The organism is Rhizobium ecuadorense (genome assembly GCF_001187535.1).
In the GTDB taxonomy this organism is placed as follows: domain Bacteria; phylum Pseudomonadota; class Alphaproteobacteria; order Rhizobiales; family Rhizobiaceae; genus Rhizobium; species Rhizobium ecuadorense.
On the sequence record NZ_LFIO01001555.1, the window covers coordinates 1 to 25966 of the forward strand.

Here is a 25966-nt window from a genome sequence, read left to right on the forward strand (position 1 = left end):
TCGAAACTACAAAGCCATGATCGCTCTGGCCGCAACAATCCTATGGCTCAGATAATTGTCCACAGCTCCTAAAGCGCGCCGCATGAATCAAATTTGATGCGACGCGCTTTAGCCGACCGAAGTCTAAGGGAATTGAAGGCCGCTTCCGCAAAGGAGCGCGTGTAGCGCGGGATCCCTGAGCCGGAGGTCGCCGCGGGTGAAGTCCATCTGCGTTCGGCCCTTTGCCAAACATTGCAAACATTACCAACTTTTCATTGGCCGGACAGTTCGCAGTAAGGTGCGCCATCCTATATCTTGATGCATCGACTGATCCGGCGCTGCCGGGCTGAAGATTTAAGAACAACAGAAGGTGCTCCAATGCTCAAGAATTTCAACGGACGTCCGTCCCTCGCCACTGTGCTCAAGGCTTCTACCGTCGCTGGTATCGCAGCCGCTGTGCTTGCAACCGGCGTTCCGCTCGAAATCACCCGGTCTTATGCCGAAGCAGTCAAGGTTCAAGCACCTGCTGTCCCAAGCTTTGCCAATGTTGTCGATGCCGTTTCGCCGGCCGTGGTTTCCGTCCGCGTTGAGAACCGCGTCAATCCCGTCTCCGACAATGACGGCTTTTCCCTCGAAGGCCGCGGCTTCGACGATCTTCCCGATGATCATCCGCTGAAGCGCTTCTTCAAGCAGTTCGGCGGCCAGGACCCAAATGATCAGCAGGGCCATCAGCGGCGCTTTGGCCAGAACGGCCCGGGCGGCCCGAATGGCCCCGGCGGGAAGGGCCGTCTGCGCCCCGTCGCTCAAGGCTCCGGCTTCTTCATTTCCGAGGACGGTTACATCGTCACCAACAACCACGTCGTTTCCGATGGCCAGGCCTTCGTCGCCGTCATGAATGACGGCACCGAGCTCGATGCCAAGCTGATCGGCAAGGATCCGCGCACCGATCTCGCCGTGCTGAAGGTCGACGGCAAGGGCAAGAAGTTCACCTATGTCAACTGGGCCGACGACAACAACGTCCGCGTCGGTGACTGGGTCGTCGCCGTCGGCAACCCCTTCGGCCTTGGCGGCACGGTCACGGCCGGCATCGTCTCGGCCCGCGGCCGCGATATCGGCTCCGGCCCCTATGACGATTACCTGCAGGTGGATGCCGCTGTGAACCGCGGCAACTCCGGCGGCCCGACCTTCAACCTCAGCGGCGAAGTCGTCGGCATCAACACCGCGATCTTCTCGCCATCGGGCGGCAGCGTCGGCATCGCCTTCGCCATTCCCGCCTCGACCGCCAAGGATGTCGTCGCTGATCTGATGAAGGACGGCCAGGTTTCGCGTGGCTGGCTGGGTGTGCAGATCCAGCCGGTGACCAAGGATATCGCCGAATCCATCGGCCTTTCCGAGCCGAGCGGCGCCCTCGTCGTCGCCCCGCAGGCTGGATCTCCGGGCGATAAGGCCGGCATGAAGGCCGGCGATGTCGTCACTGCGCTGAACGGTGAAACGATCAAGGATGCGCGTGACCTCAGCCGCCGCATCGGTGCGATGCAGCCGGGCAGCAAGGTCGAGCTTTCCGTCTGGCGCGCCGGCAAGGCGCAGCCCCTGACCGTCGAACTCGGCACGCTGCCGGCCGACCAGAAGGACGCGTCCGCCGACGACAACAACCAGCCGCAGCAGCCCGAGGCACCGGCTTCCGAGAAGGCGCTTGCCGATCTCGGCCTGACGGTCGGTCCTTCCGATGACGGCAAGGGCCTGGCGATCACCGGCATCGACCCGGATTCCGACGCCGCCGACAAGGGCATCAAGGAAGGCGAGAAGATCACCTCGGTCAACAACCAGGAGGTCTCCAGCCCCGCCGATGTCGTCAAGGTGCTGAACCAGGCCAAGAAGGACGGCCGCACCCGCGCGCTGTTCCAGATCCAGTCGAGCGAAGGAAGCCGTTTCGTCGCACTTCCGATCAACGGCCAGGGCTGATCCTTTACGAAAACAGAAGCCGTGCGGATGAAATCCGCGCGGCTTAATTCTTCTGACCTTTGAAGGATGATCGCGATGAGCGCCGCCCCGCAGGAAGATGCTTTGAGCCTTGCCGAAACGCAGCCGGTGGGTAATGTCGGCCGCATGAAGATTCTCATCATCGAAGATGATCTCGAAGCCGCGGTCTACCTGACGAAAGCCTTTCGCGAGGCGGGTATCGTCGCCGATCACGCCAGCGACGGCGAGGCCGGCCTGTTCATGGGGTCGGAAAACACCTACGACGTCATCGTCATCGATCGCATGCTGCCGCGCCGGGACGGTCTCTCGGTCATCAGCGAGCTGCGCCGCAAGGCGATCCACACGCCGGTCCTCATCCTCTCCGCGCTTGGCCAGGTCGATGACCGCGTCACCGGCCTCCGTGCCGGCGGCGACGACTATCTGCCGAAGCCCTATGCCTTCAGCGAATTGCTGGCCCGCGTCGAAGTGCTCGGCCGCCGCAAGGGCACGCCGGATCAGGACGTCGTCTACCGCGTCGGCGATCTCGAACTCGACCGGCTCTCCCACGAGGTGCGCCGCGGCGGCAAGGAAATCCCGCTGCAGCCGCGCGAATTCCGCCTGCTCGAATATCTGATGAAGAATGCCGGCCAGGTGGTGACCCGCACCATGCTGCTCGAAAATGTCTGGGACTATCACTTCGATCCGCAGACCAACGTCATCGACGTCCACGTCTCGCGGCTGCGCTCGAAGATCGAGAAGGACTACAGCCAGCCGCTCCTGAAGACCATTCGGGGCGCGGGGTACATGATCAAGGATGAGGGATGAGCCGCTTCAGGGTTCTCTTCAAGTCCACCGCAGTCCGCCTTTCGGCACTCTATATCCTGCTTTTCGCCATCTGCGCCGCGACGCTCGTCTTCTATGTGACGGCGATGTCGGAACGACTGCTGACCGGCCAGATCCGCGACGCCGTCAAGCAGGAGGTGGAGCAGGTGCAGCGCGCCTATGACACCGGCGGCATGAACCTTCTCCTGCGCACCATGGAGCGGCGCGCCCGTCAGCCAGGTGCCAACCTCTACATCATCGCCGGTCCCTCGGGCGATATTCTCGCCGGCAACGTCGCCTCGGTGCAGCCGGGTGTTTTCGAGGAAATCGGCTGGACGTCCGCGTCTTTCATCTATCAGCGTTATACAGACAGCGGCGTCGAGCGCCGCCACAAGGCGATCGCCAATATCTTCGTGCTCGATAACGGCTTGCGGATCCTGATCGGCCGCGACCTCGGCGATCCCGAGCGGTTCCGTCTGCTGGTGCGCCAGGCGCTGATGGTGGCTCTGGCGATCATGGGGCTTGGCGCCATCATCATCTGGTTCGCCATCGGCCGCAATGCGCTGAAACGTATCGACCGCATGTCGGATGCGAGCAAGAAGATCATGGCCGGCGACCTGTCGCAGCGCCTGCCGGTCGGTGGCTCCGGCGATGAATTCGACCGGTTGTCGATGTCGTTGAACACCATGCTGGAGCGCATCGAGAAGCTGAACGAAGGCCTGCGGCAGGTCTCCGACAATATCGCCCACGACCTCAAGACGCCGCTGACGCGGCTGCGCAACAAGGCCGCCGATGCGCTCGATATCGCCGATGGCGACACACGGCGGGGAGCGCTCGAAGGCATTATCTCCGAATCGGACCAGCTGATCCGCACCTTCAACGCGCTGTTGATGATCTCCCGGGTCGAGGCCGGATCGGTGGCGGCGGAAATGTCGCCGGTCGAGCTTTCGGCGATCGTCTCCGACAGCGCCGAGCTTTACGAACCGGCGGCCGAGGAAGCCGGGCTCGGCCTCAGCGCCAGCGTCGAACCGGGTGTCGAAGTGCAGGGCAATCGCGAGCTGATCGGCCAGGCGATCTTCAATCTGCTCGACAATGCCATCAAATATTCCTCCGATACCGAAGGGGCGGGCACGGTATCGCTGAAGCTGGCCCGCCGCCCGGACGGCATCTGTCTTTCGGTGGCCGATCATGGGCCGGGCGTTCCGGCCGAGCGGCGCGACGACGTGGTGAAGCGGTTCGTGCGCCTCGACGAAAGCCGTTCGAAGCCCGGGACGGGGCTCGGGCTCTCGCTGGTGGAAGCCGTCATGGAGCTGCACAATGGCCGGCTGGAGCTCTCCGATACCGATCCGGACAAGCCCGGACAGCGCGGCCTGACCGTCAGCATGATTTTCCCGGCCAAGGCTGCCTGACTCTTCTGCCGAATGACCATCGGCTGAATCGCGTATTGGCGGTTTGGCGCCAAGACCCTAGTTTAATGCCGATCGAAGCAGGCGGTTCGCGATTCCCTGTGGCCGCTTTCTTCCGCTTGAAGCCAGGGAGAGCGCATGCTGACGAAATCGACGCATGGCCTGAAGGATGTGGCCGAAGGCCTGCTGCGTCCGCTGAGCCAGACGGAGCTGAAGCTGGCGATGGCCGATCTTCAGGAGGCTGGCAAAAGCGAGCCGTCGGTGGCTGCGATGCTGAAGACGGAAGGCCCGCTGCGCGATTTCATCGCAGCGGCGCTGACGCTGTCGCCTTATCTGCGCGAAATCGCCAATCTCGATCCCGCCGTCCTCGCCGGCGCCATCACGCAGCCGCTGGAGCCGCAGATCGAGGCGCTGGTCGCCGAGGCGCGCGGCTGCTGGCGGCCGGAGGGCGAGGGGGCCGCACCGGCGGAATCGGCTGTCATGACCAGGCTGCGCATCATCAAGCGCAAGGTCGCCTTCCTGGTCGCGCTCGCCGATCTCTCGCGCATCTTCGACGGGCGGGCGACGACGGCCTGGCTGAGCGAGCTGGCAGAAGCGTCAGTCGCCGCCGCGATCGACCATCTGCTGCTGGCGGCCCATCAGGGCGGAAAGCTCAGGCTGCGCGATCCGGCGGCCCCCAGCGACGGCTCCGGGCTGATCGTGCTCGGCATGGGCAAACTCGGCGCCTGTGAGCTCAACTATTCCTCCGATATCGATCTGGTCGTCTTCTTCGACGAGGAGGCCGGCATCGTGCCCGATCCCGATGACGCGATCGAAGTGTTCCCCCGGATGATGCGCCGCCTGGTGCGCATCCTGCAGGAGCGTACCGCCGACGGCTATGTCTTCCGCACCGATCTCAGATTGCGCCCCGATCCCGGCTCGACGCCGCTGGCGATCCCGGTCGAGGCGGCGATGATCTATTATGAGGGCAGGGGCCAGAACTGGGAGCGGGCAGCCTTCATCAAGGCGCGCGCCGTTGCCGGCGACCTTGCCGCGGGCAGCGATTTCCTGCGCGGGCTTTCCCCTTTCGTCTTCCGCAAATATCTGGATTATGCGGCGATCGCCGATATCCATTCGATCAAGCGGCAGATCCACGCGCATAAGGGCCACGGCGCCATCGCCGTCAAAGGCCACAACGTCAAGCTCGGTCGCGGCGGCATCCGCGAGATCGAATTCTTCGTCCAGACCCAGCAGCTGATCGCCGGCGGCCGCATGCCGGCCTTGCGCGGCCGGGCGACGGAAGAAACGCTCGGCGAACTCACCAAGGCGAAATGGATCGATGCCGAGACGCGGGACGAACTGACGGAGGCCTACTGGTTCCTGCGCGATGTCGAGCATCGCATCCAGATGGTGCGCGACGAGCAGACCCACCTGCTGCCGGAGACGGATGGCGACCTGAAGCGCATCGCCTTCATGATGGGCTTTACCGATACGCCGAGCTTCGCCGAACGGCTGGTCGGCGTGCTGAAGACGGTCGAGCGGCGTTATGCCCACCTGTTCGAACAGGAAAGCAAGCTTTCCACCGGCACCGGAAACCTCGTCTTCACCGGCCAGGGCGACGATCCCGATACGCTGCAGACGCTGAAGAAGCTCGGTTTTACCAGGCCATCCGACATTTCCCGCATCATCCGCACCTGGCACTATGGCCGCTACCGCGCCACGCAATCGGTCGAGGCGCGCGAAAGGCTGACGGAGCTGGCGCCGGAGCTTTTGCGGGTTTTCGGCGAAAGCAAGCGCGCCGACGAGGCGCTGCTGCGTTTCGACAGCTTCATCTCCGGGCTTCCTTCCGGCATCCAGCTGTTCTCGCTGCTCGGCAGCAACCCGGCGCTCCTGTCGCTGATCGTCAACATCATGTCCTCGGCACCACGGCTTGCCGAGGTGATTGCCGCGAGGCCGCATGTCTTCGACGGCATGCTCGATCCCGGCCTGATGGCCGAACTGCCGACCCGCGATTATCTCGGCGAACGGCTGAAGGGCTCGCTTGCCCAGGCGCGCCACTATGAGGAGGTGCTCGACCGGCTGCGCATCTTCGCCGCCGAGCAGCGCTTCCTGATCGGCATCCGGCTGTTGACCGGTGCAATCAACGGCCAGATGGCCGCACGCGCCTTCACCCATCTCGCCGATCTGATCATCACAGCCGCGCTCGAGGCCGTGGTCAGCGAGATGCGGATAGCGCACGGCGACTATCCCGGCGGGCGCATCGCCGTCGCCGGCATGGGCAAGCTCGGCAGCTTCGAGCTGACCGCGGGGTCCGACATCGACCTGATCCTGCTCTATGACTATGACGGCGATGCCTCCGAATCCGACGGGGCAAAGCCGCTGGACGCGACGCGTTACTTCACCCGCATCACCCAGAGGCTGATCGCCGCTCTGTCGGCGCCGACCGCCGAAGGCGTGCTCTATGAGGTCGACATGCGGCTGCGCCCCTCCGGCAACAAGGGGCCGGTCGCCACTCGTATCAATGCCTTCGGCAAGTATCAGCGTGAAGAGGCATGGACCTGGGAGCACATGGCGCTGAGCCGCGCCCGGCTGATCTCGGGCGATGACAGCCTGATCGCCGAGGCGGAACATATCATCCGCGAGGTGCTGACTTCAGATCGCGACATTGACAAGGTGGCGCATGACGTTGCCGAGATGCGCGAACTGATCGACACCGAAAAGCCGCCCTCCGGCCCATGGGACCTGAAGCTGATCCCCGGCGGTGTCATCGATCTCGAATTCATCGCCCAGTATCTGGCGCTGATCGCCCCCACCCGGGGTGTAGGCATTGCAGTCAACGGGCTGAGCACTGGCGAGGCCTTGAAGGTGCTGGGCGACCGACTGATGGCGGCGGCCGATCTCGACATATGCCTCGAAGCCTTCGCACTCCACACCAGTCTTTCACAGTTGATCCGACTCTGCATCGAGAGCGAGTTCGACCCGAACGACGCGCCGTCCGGCCTCGTCGAACTCGTCTGCCGCGCCGGCGACTGCCCTGATATCAGGACGCTGGAAGGCGAGCTGAAACGGCTTTCGAAGGCGGTCAGGAAGATCTTCCTGAAGATCGTAACGGCCTGAGGCAGGATGAACGGCGACGTGTTTTAGACGTCGTCCGGAATGCGCAGCGAGATCACCGTGCCCACAGCTTCGCGGGAGCGGATCTTCATGCGGCCGCCATGCAGCGCGGTCAGCGAGCGGGAGATGGCGAGCCCGAGGCCGGAGCCGCCCTTGCTCTTGGCATATTGGCTCTGCACCTGCTCGAAGGGCTGGCCGATCTTCGCCAGCGCCGAGCGTGGAATGCCGATGCCGGTGTCGGCGATGGTGACAAGGACGGCGCCGTCGATGCGGCGTGTGCGCACCGCGATGCGGCCGCCATTGTCGGTGAACTTCACCGCATTGGAGAGCAGGTTGAGAAGCACCTGTTTCATCGCCCGGCGGTCGGCCGTCAGCGTCAGGCCGGATGAGATGCGCTGATCGATGACGATGTTCTTCTCGGCCGCCGGAATGGCGGTGAAGCGCAGGCTTTCCTCGATCAGCGGCACCAGATCGATGCGCTCGCAATGCAGCCGGAGATGGCCGGCCTCGATCTTCGACATATCGAGAATGTCGTTGATGACGTTGAGCAGGTGTTTCCCGCTGTCATGGATATCGCGGGCATATTCGTCGTATTTCAGCGAGCCGAGCGGCCCGAACATCTGGTTCTGCAGGATTTCGGAGAAGCCGAGGATGGCGTTGAGCGGCGTGCGCAGCTCATGCGACATGTTGGCGAGGAATTCCGACTTCGCCTTGTTGGCGGCCTCGGCGCGCTCTTTTTCCGCCTGGTAGTTGGCATTCGCGGTCGAAAGCTCGGATTTCTGGATCTCCAGCGTCTGGCGCGAGGCCGAGAGATCGCCGATCGTCGCCATCAGCCGGCGCTCGGATTCGCGCAGCCGCTCCTGATGGCGTTTCATCAGCGTGATGTCCGTTCCCACAGAGACCCTGCCGCCGTCGCGGGTGCGCCGCTCGTTGATCTGCAGCCAGCGCTCGTCGGCAAGCTGCACCTCGGTCGTGCGCGAATAGCCGGGGCCGTCAGCATCGGCGATCCGCCGCTCGATGACGGGGCGGGCAGCGGCGGCATTGACGATCGAGCGCTCGGTGCCGGGCACGAGCACACTGTCCGGCAGGCCGTAAGCCTGCTGGAAATGCGTGTTGCACATGACCAGCCGATCATTCTTGTCCCAGAGCACGAAGGCCTCGGAGGTGCATTCGATGGCGTCGGCAAGCCGCTGGTCGGCTTCCGCGTAACGCTGGGCGAGCCGATGCTGTTCGGTCACGTCCATGGCGATGCCGATCAGGTGCACGCGGCCGGAATTGCTGCGGATCACCTGGGCGCGGGCGCGCATCCAGACATAGTGGCCGCCGGCATGGCGCATGCGGAAGATCTGATCGACCTGGCCGGAATGGCCCTTGGCGATGGCGCGGGCGATCTCGTAGAGCCCGCCGTCATCGGGATGCATCAGCCGCGCGGCTTCGCCGAAGCCCATCGTCTTGTCGGAGCCCGGCAGGCCGAGCATGTCGTACATCGAGCGCGACCAGAAGAATTCGCGGTTCTCGAAATCGAAGTCCCACAGGCCGCAGCGGCCGCGCGACAGTGCCGTCTCGACGCGCAGGTTCGATTCCAGGAAAATGTCGTCGGCGTCGCGGGCGCGCTTCACCTGCGTGTAATAGGCATAGAGGATGACGAGCAGGATCGAGGAGATGCCGGCAAACAGCGTCACGTTGAGGGCCAGCTGCTCGCGCCAGAGCCGGCTGATCTCGTCGAGCGAGGTGGCGGCGACGATATAACCGCCGGCATTGCCCATCAGCGTGATCTCGGCGTAGTGCGGCACGCCGCCGATCGTCGTTTCGATGACGCCGGCGCGATCGCCGAAACGCCGGATCGCCGAAACCTCGGGGAAGAAATCGCCGACATTGCTGCCGACATGCGAAAGCCCGGCGGTCGTTGCGGCAAAGACCTTGCCGCTCGCCTGCACGAGCAGCACGAAGGCGCCGCTGTCGAGCCGGTCCTGCGGCAGGAACCTGGCGAGCCGGGCCTGCGCTTCTGCGATATCGCCGCTGTCGAAAATGTCGGATGCATCGGCAAACACCGCGGAGGCGGTCGCGGCCGAAAGTGCCGTGGCATGGCGGGCAGAGGCTTCCAGGCGGGAGTATTCGCTGACCATGCCGAAGAAATGCGAGGCGGCGACGACGAAGAGGAAGGCGACGATCAGCGCCGGAATGGCGCGCTTCAGGAGCAGCTCGGCCTTTGGCAGATGACGCAGAAGCGGTTCCGATGTCGCATGACCGGAAAGGCTGTCTCGCCAGGCTTTCAACCCGTCAAAATCGACACGCAGCCGTCCTCCGGCCACGGTTGCCCGCCGCACGTCCATCATCTTTTCGCCTTGTCCCTCGTGTGATTCGCGCGCCGCTCGCTCGAACCTGACCTAGAGAATCATGGGTGATTCGCCTTGTCCAGAGGCAAAGGTAAAAATCCGTTAACTATTTATAATCTAGCGCTTTTCGGGCGATTCGATCTACTCGGCAACCAGCCGCCGAATTATTCCCTGCGGCCGGTCGAAGCAAATTACCCTTTAAGCGTGCGCTCGACGATATCGCGCACGTCTGTGGAAAGAGCGTCGGCCTGCTCGATCTCGTTCAGCGCCGCGCGGGCGTGATCGGCGCGCGCCGGTTCCAGCGAGCGCCAGGAGCGCATCGAGGTCAGAATGCGGGCGGCAAGCTGCGGGTTGCGCTCGTCGATATCGAGAATCTGACCGGCGAGGAAACGATAGCCTTCGCCGTCGGCGCGGCCGAAGCCGGTCGGATTGGCAAAGGCGAAGGTGCCGACCAGCGACCGCATCCGGTTCGGATTGGTCCGCTTGAACAGCGGATCGTTCATCAGGGCGCGGACCCGATCCAGGGTTTTCGCGCCGGGAATGCCGGCCTGGATCGCAAACCATTTGTCGATAACCAGCGCATTCTCCGCAAACCGCTCACGGAAGGCGGCGAGCGCTTCGGCTGTCTCCGCGCTGTCGGGGAAACGATGGGCGAGGATCGTCAGCGCATGGCTGAGATCGGTCATGTTGTTGGCCGCATCGAAGGCAGCCCTGGCGCGGGCCGGCGTCTGCTCGGCATATGAGAGATAGGTCAGCGCCGTATTGCGCAGCGCCCTGAGGCCGGCGCTTTTCGCGTCCGGGCTGAAATCGCCCGATGTCGTCGTCGCGGCGTAGAGGCCGGCAAAAACATCCTTCCCGGCATCGGCGATCTGCTTGAGGATTGCCTGCCGGCCGGCATGGATGGCATCGGGATCGTTGTTGCCGCCGAGTTCGCGGGCGATGTCGGATTCGCTCGGCAGCGCCAGCGCCTGGGCGCGGAAGGCAGGCTCGAGGCTGTCGTCGGCGGCCGCCGCAATCAGCGTCTCGACAAAGGTCGCCTCGCAGACGACCGGCTTGCCCTCGCGGGCGTCGCGCGCGGCTTTGAGGAGGTTCGGCAGTGCCAGATCGGTCAGGGCCTGCCAGCGGGCGAAGTGATCGGTCTCATGTCGGGCGAGGTGGGCGAGATCGGCCGGGCTCTGATCGAAATGCAGGTTGATCGGCGCCGAGAAGCTGCGGTTGATCGAAACGACCGGCCGCGAGCCGATGCCGTGGAAAACTGCCGTCTGCGTGCGGCCGGTGAAATGCAGCACTTGGCCGGCATATTCCGCGCCCTCGACCGAGCTCGGCTCGAGCTTGCCGCCGTTTTCGCCGAAGAGCGCCAGGCTGAGCGGAATATGCATCGGCTCCTTGCTCGGCTGGCCGGGAGTGGCCGGGATCATCTGTTCGAGCGACAGGGTGAAGCTGCCGGCGGCCGCATCATAGCTGCCGGATGCGGTGACGAGCGGCGTGCCGGCCTGATGGTACCAGAGCGAGAATTGCGTGAGGTCGCGTCCGCTCACATCCTCGAAGCATTTGACGAAATCCTCGATCGTCACGGCCTGGCCGTCATGGCGATCGAAATAGAGATCCATGCCCTTCTTGAAGCCGTCCTTGCCGAGCAGGGTCGCGATCATGCGCGTGACCTCGCTGCCCTTTTCGTAGACCGTCGTCGTGTAGAAATTGTTGATCTCGCGATATTTCGTCGGCCGCACCGGATGAGCGAGCGGGCCGCCGTCTTCCGGGAACTGCTCCGATTTCAGATGGCGCACCTCGGCGATGCGCTTGACCGGGCGCGAACGCTGGTCGGACGAGAATTCGTGGTCGCGATAGACCGTCAGGCCTTCCTTCAGGCAGAGCTGGAACCAGTCGCGGCAGGTGATGCGGTTGCCGGTCCAATTGTGGAAATATTCATGCGCAATGATCGTTTCGATATTGGCATAATCGGCATCGGTCGCCAGTTCCGGATCGGCAAGGACGTATTTGTCGTTGAAGACGTTGAGGCCCTTGTTCTCCATCGCGCCCATGTTGAAGTCGGAGACGGCGACGATCATGAAGATGTCGAGATCGTATTCGCGCCCGAACCTCTCTTCGTCCCACTTCATCGAGCGTTTCAACGCGTCCATCGCATAGGCGGCGCGCGGCTCCTTGCCGTGCTCGACATAGATCTTCAGCACCACCTCGCGGCCGGACATGGTGGTGAACGTGTCTTCCACGACGCCGAGATCGCCGGCAACCAGCGCAAAGAGATAGCTTGGCTTCGGATGCGGGTCGAACCAGGCGGCGAAATGCTTGCCGGGGCCATAGCCGGCGCCGCCGAGGAAGTTGCCGTTCGACAAGAGCAGCGGGTTGGCCTCCTTGTCGGCGATGATGTTGACCGTGAACGGCGCAAGCACGTCGGGCCGGTCGGGGAAATAGGTGATGCGGCGGAAGCCCTCCGCCTCGCATTGCGTGCAGTAGATGCCGCCGGTGCGGTAAAGGCCCATCAGCTGGGTGTTGGCCTCGGGGTTGATGACCGTGGTGATGGTCAGCTCGAAGGGCGCACTCTCGGGCAGATCGCGCACCGTCAGGCTTTCCGCCGTTGCGTCATAACGCGAAGGGTCGAGCTCCACCTGGTCGAACAGCAGCCCCGACAGCGTCAGTTCGTCGCCGTCGAGCACGATCGGCGCTGCCGGATCGGCGCCGGGGCGGCGATGAAAGATCAGGCGTGCCTCGACCTTTGTTTCCGTCGGGTCGAGTTCGAAGGTCAGGTCCACGCGTTCCAGCACGAAGTCGGTGGGACGGTAATCTGCCAGATGAATGACCTGGCCGGTATCTGTTCGCATGGTGTTTCCTGAAGACCGTTATTTGACAACCGCGGAATACAGAGGCGGGCGCACTCTGCCATAAATTTGCCGGGCATGATTACATTAAAGTCTGAACTAAAGTTAAAGCAAATTGCCCGCAAACACCAAGTTCACGGGCAAAATATCCTGTTTGGAGCGGATAAGCCCGGCCGCTGCGGAGCGCGCCGCTATTTCAGATTGAGCGCCGCCTTGATTGTCGCGTCATTTTCCGTCTGCTGTACGACGACGCCGTACCAGCCGAGCCCATCATAATCCTCGTAGCCCAGGGTGCGCGCGAAGGCGACGATCGAGCCATTATTGTCGTAGTAGCTGCCCTTGGCCCGGCCGGCGGGATTGGCGAGGGCGAAATGCGAAAACAGCAGGGCGGGATTGGTGGTGGCGATCACCCGGCTCTTGCCGTCGAGCAGCATGACCGTTGTTTTCTCCGCCATCTGCGGCGGCAGGTTCGCCTCTTTTTCGACGATCGCCTGGCCCTGGTTCTGCCAGTCGAAATAAACGCCGAGCGTGCCGATCAGCCGTCCGTCGAGCTTGCCCTCCTGGCGGATGCCGGTGGCATAGACGAGCGCATGCCTGTTGTCGTGGAGCGGGCTCGCCTTGACCTCGTCGACACTATAGGCGTCGCCGGAGGAGCAGGCCGACGCCGCACGGAACCACGGATCGCCGGCAAGGCTTGTCCCGACGAGCTTGCGCTGGAACTTGGGATTGGCGGAGGCGATCACCTTGCCGGAAAGATCGGTCATGACGAGATCGAGATAGACGGTGTAGAAGCGGTTGATGGCGCCGAGACGCTCCGCCGCAAAGGCGACGGTTTCCCGATCCGGATTCTCAAGCGCCTGCCAGAGTGCCGGATCCGTCGCCCACCAGCGCACATCGGCGGTGCGCTCGAAAAGATTGCGGACGATGAGCTGCACCAGCGTCTGCGCCAGGTCGGTGAGGCGAACGCCTTCCATTTCCTCGACCAGGCAATCCGCCATGGCGCGGCTGAGACCGATGCGGCCGAGCACGTTGCTCTCGAACCTGCCGGTGATGTCGGTTGCGATCTGTGCCAGCCGCTGTACCTCGTTGGCAACGACCGCAAAGCCCTTTCCGGTCTCTCCGGCTCTTGCCGCTTCGATCAGCGCATTGATGGCGAGTAGCTTGATCTGCTTGACGATATTGGTGTTGTCGGCGCTGAAGCGCTCGAGGTCGGTGCTGATGCCGTCGGTGACGACGCGCATCGAGCGCGGTGTCGCATTCTGCGACTGGGCAATGGTTTCGGCGCTAAGCGGCTTCATCAAATGATCCTGGAAGGGGCGGGCAATCGTTTGCAGGTCGAAAAATTTCGAGATCTGTAAAAACGATGCGTGCCTATGGTTTTCAATTGGTTAACACCGACCGGTCAGAGGTGAACATTTTGGGGCGAAATCGCTGAAGAGAGGATAAATTCGATGCGTGGGCGTGCATTGCCGCTCCGTCCAGCCAGCGGTCGACGATGATTTTGCGATTCTGCCGCGCTGCTTGCGAATTTTTCGCCAATCCGGATTTTCTTCGCTACGATAGGGAACGTCATCCTCTGCGTTCCCGAGTCGAACGCGTCTTCCCGTTCCCGTTAAGTCGGTATCAAGAGCCAGGATCATGCACGCGGTTCTCAAAAACCCGATGAGAGGCATTGCGCTGAAGGTCTCGTCGGTCGTGGTCTTCCTGGCCATGCAGACCTTCATCAAGCTGGCCGGTTCGGACATTCCGCCGGGGCAGGTAACTTTCTGCAGGTCCTTCTTCGCGCTCTTTCCGATCATGGCTTATCTCGCCTATATCGGGCAACTGCGCGCCGCCTTCTACACCGCCAATCCGGTCGGCCACCTGAAGCGCGGCACGATCGGCATTCTGTCGATGGCTTTCGGTTTCTACGGTCTGCTGCATCTGCCCCTGCCGGAGGCGATTGCGCTCGGCTATGCGCTGCCGCTCGTCGCCGTTATCTTCGCCGCGGTTTTTCTCGGCGAGACCGTGCGCATCTATCGCTGGAGCGCAGTCCTGGTCGGCATCGTCGGCGTCGCCATCGTCTCCTGGCCGAAACTCACGCTGTTCCGCAATGGCGGCATGGAGGCCGAGCAGGCCGTCGGCGCGCTCGCAGTGCTGCTCTCGGCGGTTCTCGGCGGCATGGCGATGATCCAGGTGCGCCGCCTCGTCGAGGAGGAGAAGACGGCGACGATCGTGCTCTATTTCTCGCTCACCGCTTCGGTCTTCTCGCTGGCCTCCCTGCCGTTCGGCTGGCTCGCCCTCGCATGGCCGTCGGCGCTCTATCTGATCGCGGCCGGCTTTTGCGGCGGCGTCGCGCAGATCCTGCTGACGGAAAGCTACCGCCATGCCGACGTCTCCACCATCGCGCCGTTCGAATATACCTCGATCCTGCTCGGCGGCATCGTCGCCTATTTCGTCTTCGGCGACGTGCCGAGCGTGACCATGCTGATCGGCACCCTCATCGTCATCTCCGCCGGCATCTTCATCATCTATCGCGAGCACCAGCTTGGCATCGAGCAGCGGGAGGCGCGCAAAGCCACGACGCCGCCGGCCTGACCCCGGCAAGCCGCTGATATGAAAGGCTTTAATGCGAGGATTGCCGCGATTGGAAAATTGCTCGCAAAGAGCGAAAAGAATGGTGAATTCTTGGGATACCGCTCTCTCACGGAATATGTTTGTTGAAGATGAGCGAGTATCATTTATTTGAAGCTGTGCATGTCTGAATGGCCGCTGATGCCGGAAGAGCGCTCGGTGTCGTTACTCCGATCGCCGGTCGGCGAGGGAGGTGGAGAAAAGCGTAATGGCATTCACGGCGGAGCAATTGGCGGAGAACTGCTCCTTTCTGCTGAGTATCCGCTTTTTGGCTGGGCAGATGCGCGGTGTGTTCGATGCCGGTCCGCGCCTGGCGCGATTGCTCGCCTCGCATCAGCGCTGGCTTCTGACCCAGACTGCCTATGCCCTCAACCTGGAATATGATCCGCGCGACCCGACCTCGGGTTTCACCGCCGTCCGGCTGACCGGGCGCATCACCGCGCATAAGGTGGCGAGCCGTAACACCGTGCTCGCCTTCATCGAAGAGCTCTATACCTACCGTTTCATCGTTCACACTCCCGGCGACGAGCGGCGGCGACCGCGTCATTTCGAGCCGGCCGACGTCAGCCATCAGGCGATGTTTGCCTGGATTCATTCCAATCTCGGCGCGCTCGATCTGCTTGACGGCGGTCAAAGGGCGGCGTTTTTTCAGGCAAACCCATCCATGATGCGGCTCGTTCAGCCGCGCATTGCCCGCCATTGCCTTGAGGATGCCGCCTGGCGCGAACCGCCGGAACAGGTGGCGATGTTCCTCTGGACGGAAGCCGGTGGCCTCGTCGTCGACAACTTCATCGCCCGCATGGATATGGAAAGCAGCGAACCGGAGAGGTTCTCCGTCGGCCGGGTCGAAACCCGCGCGCTCGCGGCCGATTTCATGATGTCGCGCACCCATCTGCAGCGGCTCCTGGCAAAGGCGGCGCAACGCGGCAGCGTCGGCTGGTACGACGAACCACGCAAGGCGCATCTTTGGATATCGCGGGATTTCGTCGAGCAATATTGCGCCTGGCAGGCGGTCAAGTTCGCCTATGTCGACGAAGCCTTCGAATGGGCGAAAGCCCAGTTCGAGGAAATGGCCGTCTGATCAGAGAACGATTGCCGCAGCGCTTGAGCCGCCATTGCCGGCATCGGTCGGCTTTACCGAAAGCTCGCGCTCATATTCCCGCGCGGCTGAGACTGCGACGCGGATATGTTCGAAGGTCTCGATGTTGCGCAGAAGCGATATCAGGATCGTCATCTTGTCACTCTTAAAACGCAGGCGAAGCGCCCGCCGCTCAATATTGCTGGAAGTCCGAGAAAATCGCGTCGGGGCGCGCCGTGCGGCCGTTGATGCCGGTGCCGCGGGCGGTCATCTGTTCATTCGCGGCAAAGCCGAAACGGCTGTAGCCGTGGGTGGAACGAACTTGGTCGCCAGCGAGGCGAAGGGTTTCAAACCCGCTATGGATAGGACGAAAATGCTTGTTCATGGCCTTGGTTCCTGTGGTTCCTCCCAAGACACCACCTCATATTGCGGTGCAGCATCGATTCCGCAATGCGTCACGGCGGGATGCAGCTATGCGCAAGGCGCATAGACTGATTCATAAATTATTCAACTTTGGCTAATTTCTAAGCAAAGAGAGAGACTTAAGCTTCGCTTGAAAGGAGAGCAGGTCGTTCCAGGCCAGCCGTTTATTGACCGGCGCGGTCAACAGATCCTGCGGATGCAGGCTGGCTATGGCAGGAATGACACAGTCTGCAGCGGCGATCTCCTTCCAGCGGCCGCGCAGGCCGTGAATCGTGTCGTTTTCGCCGAAGAAGAAGCGGGCCGAAAAATTGCCGAGCAGCAGGATCGCCTTGGGTTCGGCCAGCGCGATCTGCCGTTCGATGAAGGGCCGGCAGATGTCCATTTCGGCGGCCGAGGGCGCACGATTGCCAGGGGGCCGCCAGGGGATGACCTGCGTCAGCAGAACGCTCGAGCGCGTCAGCCCGATCGCCGCCAGCATCTTGTCGAACAGCTGGCCGGATTTTCCCGAGAAGGGCACGCCTTCACGATCGTCTTCGGCGCCCGGCGCCGAGCCGATCACCATGATACCGCTTTCGGCATCGCCGCTGGCAAAGATGGTCGAGCGGGCGCTGTGCTTGAGGTTGCAGCCGTTGAAGGCTTCGATCGCGGTCTTGAGCTCTGCCAGCGACCGCGCGGATTCGGCGACGAAACGCGCCTGCTGCACCGCCTCGCCGTCCGGGATCGCCGGTTGCGGGCCGGAAGCGGCGCGTTCGGCCGGGGCAGGGCGTGCCGCTGCATTCGGGCGCGTCGGTGCCCGGCCTTCGCCGGAGATGGCACGTTCCCCGACGGCGGCAGGTTGCGACTGCGCCTGTGTCGCCGGGCGCCGGGCGGCCTTCATCGCCTCGAATTCGGCGAAGCGGTCGACCGCCTCTTCCTCCAGCAACCATTCCACGCCGGCATCCGCATGGAAATGCAGAAGCGCTGCGAGCTCGGCGGGGGAAAGGTCGTTGGCGGAGATCATCCGACAGGTTTAGCGGAGAGACTGTGGCATGGAAAGGGCAGGCGACGGATTGCCCACCCTTGCCAGTGCTATTGCACAGTCCATTGCGCGATGTCGTCGCGTTCGCCGATCAGCGCCAAGCCGTGGGCGATCGACAGCAATTCGCCGCCGCTCTCGATCTTGTCGCTGTCGAAGCGTTCGGTGAAAATGCGCCGCACCGCCGGCACGAAGGAGGTGCCGCCGGTCAGGAACACCTTGTCGATGCCGGATGCATCGGTGTTGGTCTTTTGCAGCACGTCGTCGAGCGCGCCTTCGATTCGGGCGAGGTCGTCGACGATCCAGCTTTCGAAATCGCTGCGCTTGATTGTGCGATGACCGGCGCGGCCGAGCGGGGCGAAATCGAACGGAGCCTCTTCGGCGGAGGAAAGCGCCATCTTCGTTGCCGAGACCGCCTGGTAGAGCGGATAGCCCTCGTCATGGTCGATCAGGTCGACGAAGATTTCCAGCTTCTCCGGTTCCAGCGCCGTGCGCACCAGCTTCTTCAGATCCTCGAATTCCCGCGAGGTCTTGAAGATCGACAGCTGATTCCAGCGGCTGAAGCTCGCATAGTAGTTCGACGGCACCTCGAGGATCTTGTCGAAGCTTTTGAAATGGCTGCCCTTGCCGATCTGCGGCGCGACGATGTTGTCGATCATGCGCGCATCGAAATGGTCGCCGGCCACACCGACGCCCGAATGGCCGATCGGCGTTGCCGTCAGTTTGCCGGCCCTGGTCTCGAAGCGGATCAGCGAATAGTCCGTCGTACCGCCGCCGAAGTCGGCGACGAGCACGGTCGCATCGTACTTCAGATTCTGCGCGAAGTAGAAGGCGGCGGCAACCGGCTCGTAGACATAGTGAATTTCCGGAAAGCCGAAGCGCGTCAGCGCCTCGTTGTAGCGTTGCACCGCCAGCACCGGGTCCGGACTGGCGCCGGCGAAATGTACCGGGCGGCCGGTGATGATGCGGCTGGTATCATCGGGCCAGCTCTCGCCTGCGTAATGGCGAAGGCGCCGGATGAAGATTTCCATCAGGTCTTCGAAGCTCTGCCGCTTGCCGAAAATGATCGTGCCCTGGAAAAGCGCGCTTGCGGCAAAGGTCTTGATCGATTGCAGGAAACGACAGTCGCCGGGATTGTCGATGAACTGCCGGATCGCCGCATGGCCCGCCTCCACCTTCAGCGCCGAGGCGCCGAGTTGCGCATCCTTCATGAAGGAAAGCGCCGTGCGCATGCTGTCGGCCGTGCCTTCAGTGCTGGTGAACGCCATCGAGCGCGTCGCCCCGCTATCCGCCATGGCGAGAACCGTATTGGTCGTGCCGAAGTCCAAACCCAGCGCCTGAGCCATGCCCGCACCTCTTTCATGCCGATTGTTATTGGAGGCGGAGCATGGCTCCGCGAAGGGGCGTAAGCATGCCCCGGATTCAGGAGGGCGGGTGATGCCACAGGGGCGTGACACATTCAAGGGAATTGAAGGTTGATATGACCGCAGGCGCACTTCTTCTTCCGGTTGGAATGAAGAAGTGCGCCGCAAGGGATAATCGGCAATACCGAAATCAGAGGGCCGTCATCATTCGGCTGCCATTGCCCTTGCCTCCTGCACCACCGGTTCCTCCACCTCCTTTCCGCCGATCAGGCGGCCGAGGAAGTTTCCGAAGCGGTCCATCTCGACGAAGATGACCGGGGTGATGAATAGCGTCAGCATCTGCGAGACGATCAGGCCTCCGACGACGGCGATGCCGAGTGGCTGGCGCAGCTCCGAACTTGCGCCGGTGCCGAGCGCGATCGGCAGAGCGCCGAGCAGGGCGCAGAAGGTCGTCATCATGATCGGCCGGAAGCGCCGCACGCAGGCCTCGTGGATCGCCGCCGTCGCCTTTTCGCCTGTCGTGCGCATCGTCTCCACTGCCACGTCGATCATCATGATCGCGTTCTTCTTGACGATGCCGATCAACATCAGCAGGCCGATCAGGGCGATGATCGACAGATCGAAGCCCATGATCTTCAACGCCAGCAGCGCGCCGAAGGCCGCGGCCGGCAGGCCGGAGAGGATGGTGAGCGGATGGATGAAGCTCTCATAGAGCACGCCGAGCACGACATAGATGGTCAGCACCGCCGCCAGGATCAGATAGGGTGTATTGCCCTGCGACTGCTGGAAGATTTCAGCCGTGCCGCCATAGGAGGTGAAGACGTCGGCCGGCACGCTGATGTCCTTCTTGATCTGCTCGACCGCCGCCGTGGCATTGCTGAGTGAGACGCCTTCCGGCAGGTTGAAGGAAACCGTGGTCGAGACCAGCTGGCCCGTCTGGTTGATAGTCACCGGGCCGGTGGTGCGTTGCACATGGGCGAAATTTGACAGCGGCACGAGGCTGCCATTGGAGGAGGCGACGCGGATTTCCGACAGTTTCTGGTCGTCCCAGGGTTTGCTGGTGTCGTATTCGACGATGACGTCGTAGCTGTCGCCGGTCGACTGGATTTCCGCCGCCGCATAGCCGCTGAAGGATTCCTGCAGCGTCGTGCGCAGCGTGTCGTTGTCGATGCCGTAGGCGGCTGCCCGCTCGGTATCGATGACGATATTGGCCTGGAGAGCGTTGTTCTGGGCGTCCGAGGTCACGTCCGTGAACAGGCCGCGGTCGCCACGCATCGCCGCCTGGATCTTGCCGGCCCAGAGGTTGGTCTGGTCGGCGCTGAGCGCCTGCACCACCAGCTGATACTGGCTGGCGGTCTGGCGGCCGCCGAAGCGCAGGCTCTGGTTCGGCGTCACGAAGGCCTGTAGTCCGGGGATCTTGTTGATCGCCGTGCGCAGCTCGCGCAGCGTCTGGTCAAGCGGCGGACGCTCCTTCTTGTCCTTGAGTTCGACGAACATCGAGCCGTTGTTCTGCGGTTTGTTCGGGTTGCCGCCGATCGTCGACATCACGTGGTTGACGGCCGAGTTTGCCTTGACGGCGGCTGCCGCCTGCTGCTGCAGCGCTTCCATGGCGGTGTAGGAAATATCCTGGCGCGCCTGGGTGCTGATCGTCAGACGGCCGATATCCTCCTGCGGGAAGAAGCTCGTCGGCAGCGTCATGAAGAAATAGATCGTCAGCGCCACCGAGCCGAGGAAAACCCCGAGGATCGTCAGGCGATGGCGAAGGCACCAGCCGACCGCCCTGTCATAACCGTTCAGCGTCCGCTCGAAACCGGCATCGAAGATGCGGATGAGAAGCGGCGGCCGGCTGTGGTTGTTGGAGAGGCGCGAGCCGAGCATCGGCGTCACGGTCAGCGAGACGATCGCCGACGAGATGATGGCGATGGCGACCACCATGCCGAATTCGTTGAACACGCGGCCGACGACGCCGCCCATCAGCAGGATCGGAATAAACACCGCAATCAGTGAAACCGACATTGAGATGATGGTGTAGCTGACTTCGCCGGCACCCTTGATCGCCGCTTCCCGCACCGGCATGCCTTCCTCGACATGGCGCAGGATGTTTTCGAGCATGACGATCGCGTCGTCGACCACCAGCCCCACCGCGAGCGTCAGCCCCAATAGTGAGATGTTGTCGATGCTGTAGCCGAGCACATACATCATGCCGAAGGTCGAGATCAGCGACAGCGGAACGGCAAGTCCCGGAATGATCGTTGCCGTGGCATGGCCGGTAAAGAGGTAGATGACGAGAACGACGAGGCCGATCGTCAGGAACAGCGTGAACTTCACGTCTGAAATGGCGGCACGGATCGGTTTTGCCGCGTCGTTCATCACGACCGTGTTGACCGAGGGTGGAATTTCGGCGTGAAGCTGCGGCAGCTTGGCGTTGATCGCATCGACGACATCGACCGTGTTGGCATCCGGCTGACGCTGAATGGCGAGGATGATGCCGCGCTGGCCGTCATACCAGCTGCCGGTATACTGGTTCTCGACGCTGTCCTGCACGTCGGCGATATCGCCGAGATGGATCGGCGCGCCGTTCGGATTGGCGATGACCAGCGAGCGGAACTGTTCGGCGTTGGTGCGCTGCGTGTTCGCCGTGATGGTCATGCTCTGCGAATTGTTCTGCAGCGTTCCCACCGGCTGCTGGCTGTTGGCCGCAGCCAGCGCCTTGTTGACGGTATCGATGCCGATACCGCGGGTGAGCAGCTTGTTGGGGTCGACCTCGACGCGCACGGCATAGGTCTGCGCGCCATAGACGCTGACTTGGGCAACGCCCGGCAGCGTCGAAAGCGACGGCGAGATAATATCCTCGGCGATCTCGTCGAGCTTGCTGCGCGGCATGGTGTTGCTCTGTACCGAGAGCAGCATGACCGGTGCATCGGCCGGGTTGGTCTTGCGGTAACTCGGCGGAGTCGTCAGATTGTCGGGCAACTGCCTCGTTGCATGCGAGATCGCCGCCTGCACGTCGGCCGCAGCGGCGTCGATATCGCGGTTGAGATCGAACTGCAGCACGATGCTGCTGCTGCCGAGCGAACTCGAGGCGCTGATTTCGCTGATCCCGGGAATGGTCTCGAACTGCTTGATCAGCGGTGTGGCGACCGAGGTTGCCATCGTCTGCGGCGAGGCGCCGCTCAACTGCGCCGAAACGTTGATTGTCGGAAAATCGACCTGCGGCAATGCCGCGACCGGCACGAGCCGGTAACCGGCGAGACCGGCCAGAATGACGCCGATGGCAAGCAGCGTCGTGGCGACGGGGCGCTGGATACAGAAATTGGGGATCATTGCTGAGCTCCCACCGCGATCGTCTCGGACTGCTGGGGTTGCCGAGGCTCTTCGGCGGAGGCGACATCAAGCGCCTTTTCATCGAACTGCTCGTTGATCGCCTGCTGGTCGCTGAGCTGGCCCTGACCCTCGACGACGACATGGTCGCCTTCCGAAAGACCCGATTCGATGGCGGTGAAGCCGCCATTGGCGCGGGCAACGGTGACCGGCGTCAGATGCGATTTGCCGTCCTTGGCGACGAAGGCGAAGAAACCGTCCGGCCCGGGGCTGACGGCAACCGTCGGCACCACCACCTGCTGATCGTTATTGTTGAAATGCACGACGATATTGACCGACTGGCCGGGCCAGAGCGCCCCGGAGGCGTTCTCGAATTTCGCCTTGGCGAGGATCGTGCCGGAGGCGGTGTCGACCGTGTTGTCGTAGAAGCTGATCTCGCCCTTGCGGACCTGTCCCTTGGTGGAAGCGGGAACCGTGCTGACTTCGACCGGGCCGGCTGCGAGTGCGCTCTTCAAGGTGCGCAGGTAGCGTTCCTGCAGATGGAATTTTACATAGATCGGATCGTATTTGGCGATGGTGACGATGGCCGCGCCGGCACTGAGGAAAGCGCCCCTGCTGATGGCGATATCGCCGAGCCGGCCGTCGAAGGGGGCGCGGATATCGGTGTTTTCGAGGATGATCTGATCGGAGGCGAGCGTCGCCTTGTCGGCATCGACCGTGGCGGCGGCGGTATCGCGGGCGGCGACCGCCTGGTCGAGACTCTGCTGGGTGCCGGCCTTCTGGTCGAAGAGATCCTGCGCACGCGTCAATGCGGTTTCGGATTCCGAAAGAGTTGCCGTGTCACGCACGATCATCGCATTGTCCTTGTCGACCGCCGCCTTGGCCGTCCGGTCGTCCAGCTTGGCGATCAGGTCGCCGGCTTTGACGGTCGCCCCATCCTGGCCATTGATACTGACGATCAGGCCCTGTTCCTGTGCGGCAATGGTCGTGTTGTCATCGGCGTCGGCCCAGCCGGTCGCCGTCACATCCGTCGGCAGCGTCGTTTTCACCGCCGCGACTGTTTTGACGACGGTCGGGCCGCCGCCGCGTTTGCGCCCGCCGCCCTGATGTTGGCCACCGTTCTGCGCTTGATCGGCCTGCGCCTGATCGCCCTCTGCCGGCTGCCCGCCATTGCCGCCAACCGGCTGCTTGATGAACTGCGAGAGGGTGGGAATGCGGGAGGCATAAGGGATCAGATTCCCGAATTGCCAGACGCCGACGGCGGCAACTGTGATAACGCTGACAGTGATCCAAAATTTCTTCATGGGCGAGACCGGGTGTTGAACGGGGTTTGCGATTTTATGCCCTGATTGAGCCGCCTATATTGCGGCGCAAAAAAGACATAATTCCCGGGTCGGCATCACTAAGTGGTTATAACGGCTTAAATTTTTGTAATGAATATTCCGTAATATTCAAACTATACTAATATAGGCCCAGTGTAGCCTGGTGCCCTTTGACGGCGGACGAAGTCGGTCCGCACGGTTCGTTGCCCGGCGAAAAACACGGGAAAAACCCGAGAAAGCAGGTCGTCATGACCGAGTTGAACGCCAGCGAATTTCGCTCTCTCATCATAAGCGTGTTTCCTGAACTCACGGCCTCTGTCTTCAAGCTGGCGTCGAAGAGCTGGGACTCGCTTGCCGTCGACGTCGATGACACGCTGATCTTCAAATTTCCCCGCCATTCAGGTGCGGAAAGAGCGCTCGTGAAGGAAGCCGCCTTGCTGGACATCATCAGGCCGGCACTGTCGATGGCGGTTCCCGACATGCGCATTCACGATGGACCGTCGATTTTCTCCAGCCATGCCAAGATCGACGGCGAACATCTCATTGCCGCAGATTACGATACGCTTGGCGAAGGCGATCGTCAGCACCTCGCCGACGATCTGGCGCGCTTTTACGCCGAGCTGCATGTGCTCGATGCCGATCGGATGCGCTCGGCCGGCGCCGGGCCGATCCAGCCCTGGCAATCGCCAGAGACTGTGCGAATAAAGGCTTTGCCGCTGCTGCCGCCCGAGATCAGTCCCTTTGCCGAGGCTGTAATTTCAGATTTCGAAACCTTGCCGCCCGATCCCCACGGCAACATCTACGGCTTCTTCGATGGTCATGGCTGGAACATGGCCTTCGACCATGCGCAAGGCAGGCTCAACGGCATTTACGATTTCGCCGATTCGGGCTTCGGGCCGTTGCATCAGGAGTTCATCTATTCGAACTTCATCTCGCCCGATCTGACCGCCCGCATCATATCGGCCTATGAAATGCTGACCGGACGCAGGCTCGACCGGCGGCGCATCGCGATCCTGACCGGCTTCCATCGGTTGTCCGAGCTCGCCGAGCTTGCCGACGATCCGGCGCATGTCGGATCGATGGTCCAAAGTGCGGCGAGTTGGGCCGCTGTCGCGGCCCATGCCGGCTAAGCCGCCGTCAGACGGATCGGGCCGCGCCGCCGTCACAGCGGATCAGCGAGCCGGTGATGTAGCTGGCCGGCTGGCTGCACAGGAAGGCTGCCGTCGCGGCAAATTCCTCCACTCGGCCGTAGCGGCCGACCGGAATGCGCGCTTCCTTATCGGTGCGGATCTCTTCGAGGCTCTTGCCCGTCCGCTTTGCCGCCGCACCGTCCAGATCGTCGAGCCGCGCCGTCAGGATGCTGCCCGGCAGGAGCAGGTTGGTGGTGACGCCGAAGCCAGCCACTTCGGAGGCAAGCGTCTTGCTCCAGCCGGCAAGCGCCGGGCGCAGCGTATTCGACAGGGCCAGATTGGCGATCGGTTCGATCACGCCTGAGGAAGCGACCGTCAGGATCCGGCCCCAGCCCTGCGCCTTCATGCCGGGCAGCAGCGCATTGGTCAACGTGATGACGCGGGCGACCATGGAAAGGAAATAGGTATCGAGCTTTTCACCCGTCATCTCCTCGGTCGTGCCAGGCGTCGGCCCGCCGGTATTGTTGACGAGGATATCGAGCCCGCCGAACTTCTCCTTCACCGCCGTCGTCACCGTCTCGACGAAGCGTTCATCTCCGAGGTCGGCCCAGATCCAATCGGCCCGGCCTTTGCCTTCGCCGTTGATCGTCTTGCAATTGGCCTCCAACTGCTCGCCGCTGCGCCCGCAAAGCAGCACGTTGGCGCCTTCGCGCGCTAGTGCTGTGGCGATACCGAGGCCGAGGCCACGTGAGGAGGCGAGGACGAGCGCCCGTTTGCCTTCGATGCCGAGATCCATGATTGTCCTCCTAGAACCGGATGATTTTAGGCCGGGTCGGCCTAAAATCTGAATCCTGTTCTACATTATAGAGTTAGAGCATGATGTCATAAGAAAACCGCTCACACTTTTCGGCATCATGCTCGATATCTTCGTGCGATGTATAAGGCGCATGCAGCGGGAAAGGAAAGGGAGTGTGACCGGTTCGGCGGCGTTTGTTAATTGACGTTAACGTAAACGTTATATAATTCTGCCGTACAAGGCATATCATTGTGCGAATTGAAGATTGGCTGTCGTATCCCGGCTCGACAAGGCTTGCTCGTTTTGACAAGAAAGTGCCTGAGGGATGACGGCTGCGCGCCGCCAAGCGGAGACGAGTGAATGACCGAGACGAGTGAGTTGCCTGAACGCGAAAGCATGGAATTCGACGTGGTGATCGTCGGCGGTGGTCCGGCCGGTCTTTCTGCGGCGATCCGGCTGAAGCAGGTCAATC

General features: G+C 62.5%; 18 protein-coding genes. 8 read left to right on the top strand and 10 right to left on the bottom strand.

What is annotated here, in order from left to right:
• Positions 1–357 precede the first annotated feature (357 nt).
• From AF337_RS32060 to AF337_RS32075, 4 genes are all read left to right on the top strand, one after another.
• Positions 358–1941 carry a Do family serine endopeptidase gene (locus tag AF337_RS32060; RefSeq protein ID WP_049735269.1) on the top strand — a complete coding sequence of 528 codons (1584 nt, stop codon included), beginning with the start codon at positions 358–360 and terminating at the stop codon, positions 1939–1941.
• 66 nt (positions 1942–2007) lie between these two features.
• Positions 2008–2763, top strand: a complete 756-nt coding sequence (locus AF337_RS32065) for a response regulator transcription factor (RefSeq protein ID WP_375166091.1) — start codon at positions 2008–2010, stop codon at positions 2761–2763.
• Positions 2760–4169 carry a sensor histidine kinase gene (locus tag AF337_RS32070; protein ID WP_049735270.1) on the top strand — a complete coding sequence of 470 codons (1410 nt, stop codon included), beginning with the start codon at positions 2760–2762 and terminating at the stop codon, positions 4167–4169. Before AF337_RS32065 ends, AF337_RS32070 begins: the two co-directional genes overlap by 4 nt.
• A 135-nt stretch (positions 4170–4304) precedes the next feature.
• Positions 4305–7262, top strand: a complete 2958-nt coding sequence (locus AF337_RS32075; protein WP_049735271.1) for a bifunctional [glutamine synthetase] adenylyltransferase/[glutamine synthetase]-adenylyl-L-tyrosine phosphorylase — start codon at positions 4305–4307, stop codon at positions 7260–7262.
• A gap of 23 nt (positions 7263–7285) precedes the next feature.
• On the opposite strand, the gene AF337_RS32080 is transcribed toward AF337_RS32075, so the two are convergent.
• From AF337_RS32080 to AF337_RS46145, 3 genes are all read right to left on the bottom strand, one after another.
• Positions 7286–9595, bottom strand: coding sequence for a PAS domain-containing sensor histidine kinase (locus AF337_RS32080; protein WP_049735272.1), 2310 nt, complete (start codon positions 9593–9595; stop codon positions 7286–7288).
• A gap of 191 nt (positions 9596–9786) precedes the next feature.
• On the bottom strand, positions 9787–12435 hold the full coding sequence (gene pepN, locus AF337_RS32085) for an aminopeptidase N (RefSeq protein WP_049735273.1): 2649 nt from the start codon (positions 12433–12435) through the stop codon (positions 9787–9789).
• Between the two features lie 188 nt (positions 12436–12623).
• Positions 12624–13730, bottom strand: a complete 1107-nt coding sequence (locus AF337_RS46145; RefSeq protein ID WP_049735274.1) for a methyl-accepting chemotaxis protein — start codon at positions 13728–13730, stop codon at positions 12624–12626.
• 340 nt (positions 13731–14070) lie between these two features.
• Here AF337_RS46145 and AF337_RS32095 point away from each other — a divergent pair, with 340 nt between their 5' ends.
• Positions 14071–15009: a DMT family transporter gene (locus AF337_RS32095; protein WP_049735275.1), complete on the top strand. Its 939-nt coding sequence runs from the start codon at positions 14071–14073 to the stop codon at positions 15007–15009.
• 244 nt (positions 15010–15253) lie between these two features.
• The gene (locus tag AF337_RS32100; protein WP_049735276.1) at positions 15254–16126 is read left to right on the top strand and encodes a hypothetical protein; all 873 of its coding nucleotides are present in this window, start codon (positions 15254–15256) and stop codon (positions 16124–16126) included.
• Here the strand turns inward: AF337_RS32100 and AF337_RS43865 are convergent, their stop codons facing one another.
• The 6 genes from AF337_RS43865 to AF337_RS32125 all read right to left on the bottom strand — a co-directional run bounded on the left by AF337_RS43865 (position 16127) and on the right by AF337_RS32125 (position 23550).
• Positions 16127–16279, bottom strand: a complete 153-nt coding sequence (locus AF337_RS43865; RefSeq protein WP_167347825.1) for a hypothetical protein — start codon at positions 16277–16279, stop codon at positions 16127–16129.
• Positions 16280–16316: 37 nt separating this feature from the next.
• A complete protein-coding gene (locus AF337_RS32105) occupies positions 16317–16508 on the bottom strand; it encodes a hypothetical protein (protein WP_003569328.1) in 192 nt (63 codons plus the stop codon).
• Between the two features lie 132 nt (positions 16509–16640).
• Complete coding sequence (locus AF337_RS32110; protein WP_049735277.1) at positions 16641–17546, bottom strand: uracil-DNA glycosylase; 906 nt, start codon at positions 17544–17546, stop codon at positions 16641–16643.
• Positions 17547–17614: 68 nt separating this feature from the next.
• Positions 17615–18907 (bottom strand): Hsp70 family protein, encoded by a 1293-nt coding sequence (locus tag AF337_RS32115; RefSeq protein ID WP_049735278.1) that lies wholly within the window; start codon positions 18905–18907, stop codon positions 17615–17617.
• Positions 18908–19129: 222 nt separating this feature from the next.
• Positions 19130–22249, bottom strand: coding sequence for an efflux RND transporter permease subunit (locus tag AF337_RS32120; RefSeq protein ID WP_049735279.1), 3120 nt, complete (start codon positions 22247–22249; stop codon positions 19130–19132).
• Positions 22246–23550 (bottom strand): efflux RND transporter periplasmic adaptor subunit, encoded by a 1305-nt coding sequence (locus tag AF337_RS32125; protein ID WP_049735280.1) that lies wholly within the window; start codon positions 23548–23550, stop codon positions 22246–22248. The genes AF337_RS32120 and AF337_RS32125 overlap by 4 nt, the downstream gene beginning before the upstream one ends.
• A 266-nt stretch (positions 23551–23816) precedes the next feature.
• Between AF337_RS32125 and AF337_RS32130 the strand changes: the two genes are divergently transcribed.
• A complete protein-coding gene (locus AF337_RS32130; protein ID WP_049735281.1) occupies positions 23817–24698 on the top strand; it encodes a phosphotransferase family protein in 882 nt (293 codons plus the stop codon).
• Positions 24699–24705: 7 nt separating this feature from the next.
• Here AF337_RS32130 and AF337_RS32135 read toward each other — a convergent pair whose 3' ends face one another.
• On the bottom strand, positions 24706–25494 hold the full coding sequence (locus tag AF337_RS32135; RefSeq protein WP_049735282.1) for an SDR family oxidoreductase: 789 nt from the start codon (positions 25492–25494) through the stop codon (positions 24706–24708).
• Between the two features lie 360 nt (positions 25495–25854).
• On the opposite strand from AF337_RS32135, the gene AF337_RS42865 reads away from it, so the two are divergent.
• Positions 25855–25966, top strand: a 112-nt coding sequence (locus AF337_RS42865) for an FAD-binding protein (protein ID WP_152971276.1), incomplete at its 3' end; no start/stop codon positions are given.

Coding starts and splice junctions, on each gene's coding strand:
- AF337_RS32110 (WP_049735277.1), bottom strand. CDS start 17,546: ATGATCTCCGCCAACGACCTTTCCCCCGCCGAGCTCGCAGCGCTTCTG.
- AF337_RS32065 (WP_375166091.1), top strand. CDS start 2,008: ATGATCGCGATGAGCGCCGCCCCGCAGGAAGATGCTTTGAGCCTTGCC.
- AF337_RS32070 (WP_049735270.1), top strand. CDS start 2,760: ATGAGCCGCTTCAGGGTTCTCTTCAAGTCCACCGCAGTCCGCCTTTCG.
- pepN (WP_049735273.1), bottom strand. CDS start 12,435: ATGCGAACAGATACCGGCCAGGTCATTCATCTGGCAGATTACCGTCCC.
- AF337_RS32130 (WP_049735281.1), top strand. CDS start 23,817: ATGACCGAGTTGAACGCCAGCGAATTTCGCTCTCTCATCATAAGCGTG.
- AF337_RS46145 (WP_049735274.1), bottom strand. CDS start 13,730: ATGAAGCCGCTTAGCGCCGAAACCATTGCCCAGTCGCAGAATGCGACA.
- AF337_RS32120 (WP_049735279.1), bottom strand. CDS start 22,249: ATGATCCCCAATTTCTGTATCCAGCGCCCCGTCGCCACGACGCTGCTT.
- AF337_RS32135 (WP_049735282.1), bottom strand. CDS start 25,494: ATGGATCTCGGCATCGAAGGCAAACGGGCGCTCGTCCTCGCCTCCTCA.
- AF337_RS32080 (WP_049735272.1), bottom strand. CDS start 9,595: ATGATGGACGTGCGGCGGGCAACCGTGGCCGGAGGACGGCTGCGTGTC.
- AF337_RS32115 (WP_049735278.1), bottom strand. CDS start 18,907: ATGGCTCAGGCGCTGGGTTTGGACTTCGGCACGACCAATACGGTTCTC.
- AF337_RS32100 (WP_049735276.1), top strand. CDS start 15,254: ATGGCATTCACGGCGGAGCAATTGGCGGAGAACTGCTCCTTTCTGCTG.
- AF337_RS32125 (WP_049735280.1), bottom strand. CDS start 23,550: ATGAAGAAATTTTGGATCACTGTCAGCGTTATCACAGTTGCCGCCGTC.
- AF337_RS32105 (WP_003569328.1), bottom strand. CDS start 16,508: ATGAACAAGCATTTTCGTCCTATCCATAGCGGGTTTGAAACCCTTCGC.
- AF337_RS32060 (WP_049735269.1), top strand. CDS start 358: ATGCTCAAGAATTTCAACGGACGTCCGTCCCTCGCCACTGTGCTCAAG.
- AF337_RS32095 (WP_049735275.1), top strand. CDS start 14,071: ATGCACGCGGTTCTCAAAAACCCGATGAGAGGCATTGCGCTGAAGGTC.
- AF337_RS32075 (WP_049735271.1), top strand. CDS start 4,305: ATGCTGACGAAATCGACGCATGGCCTGAAGGATGTGGCCGAAGGCCTG.
- AF337_RS43865 (WP_167347825.1), bottom strand. CDS start 16,279: ATGACGATCCTGATATCGCTTCTGCGCAACATCGAGACCTTCGAACAT.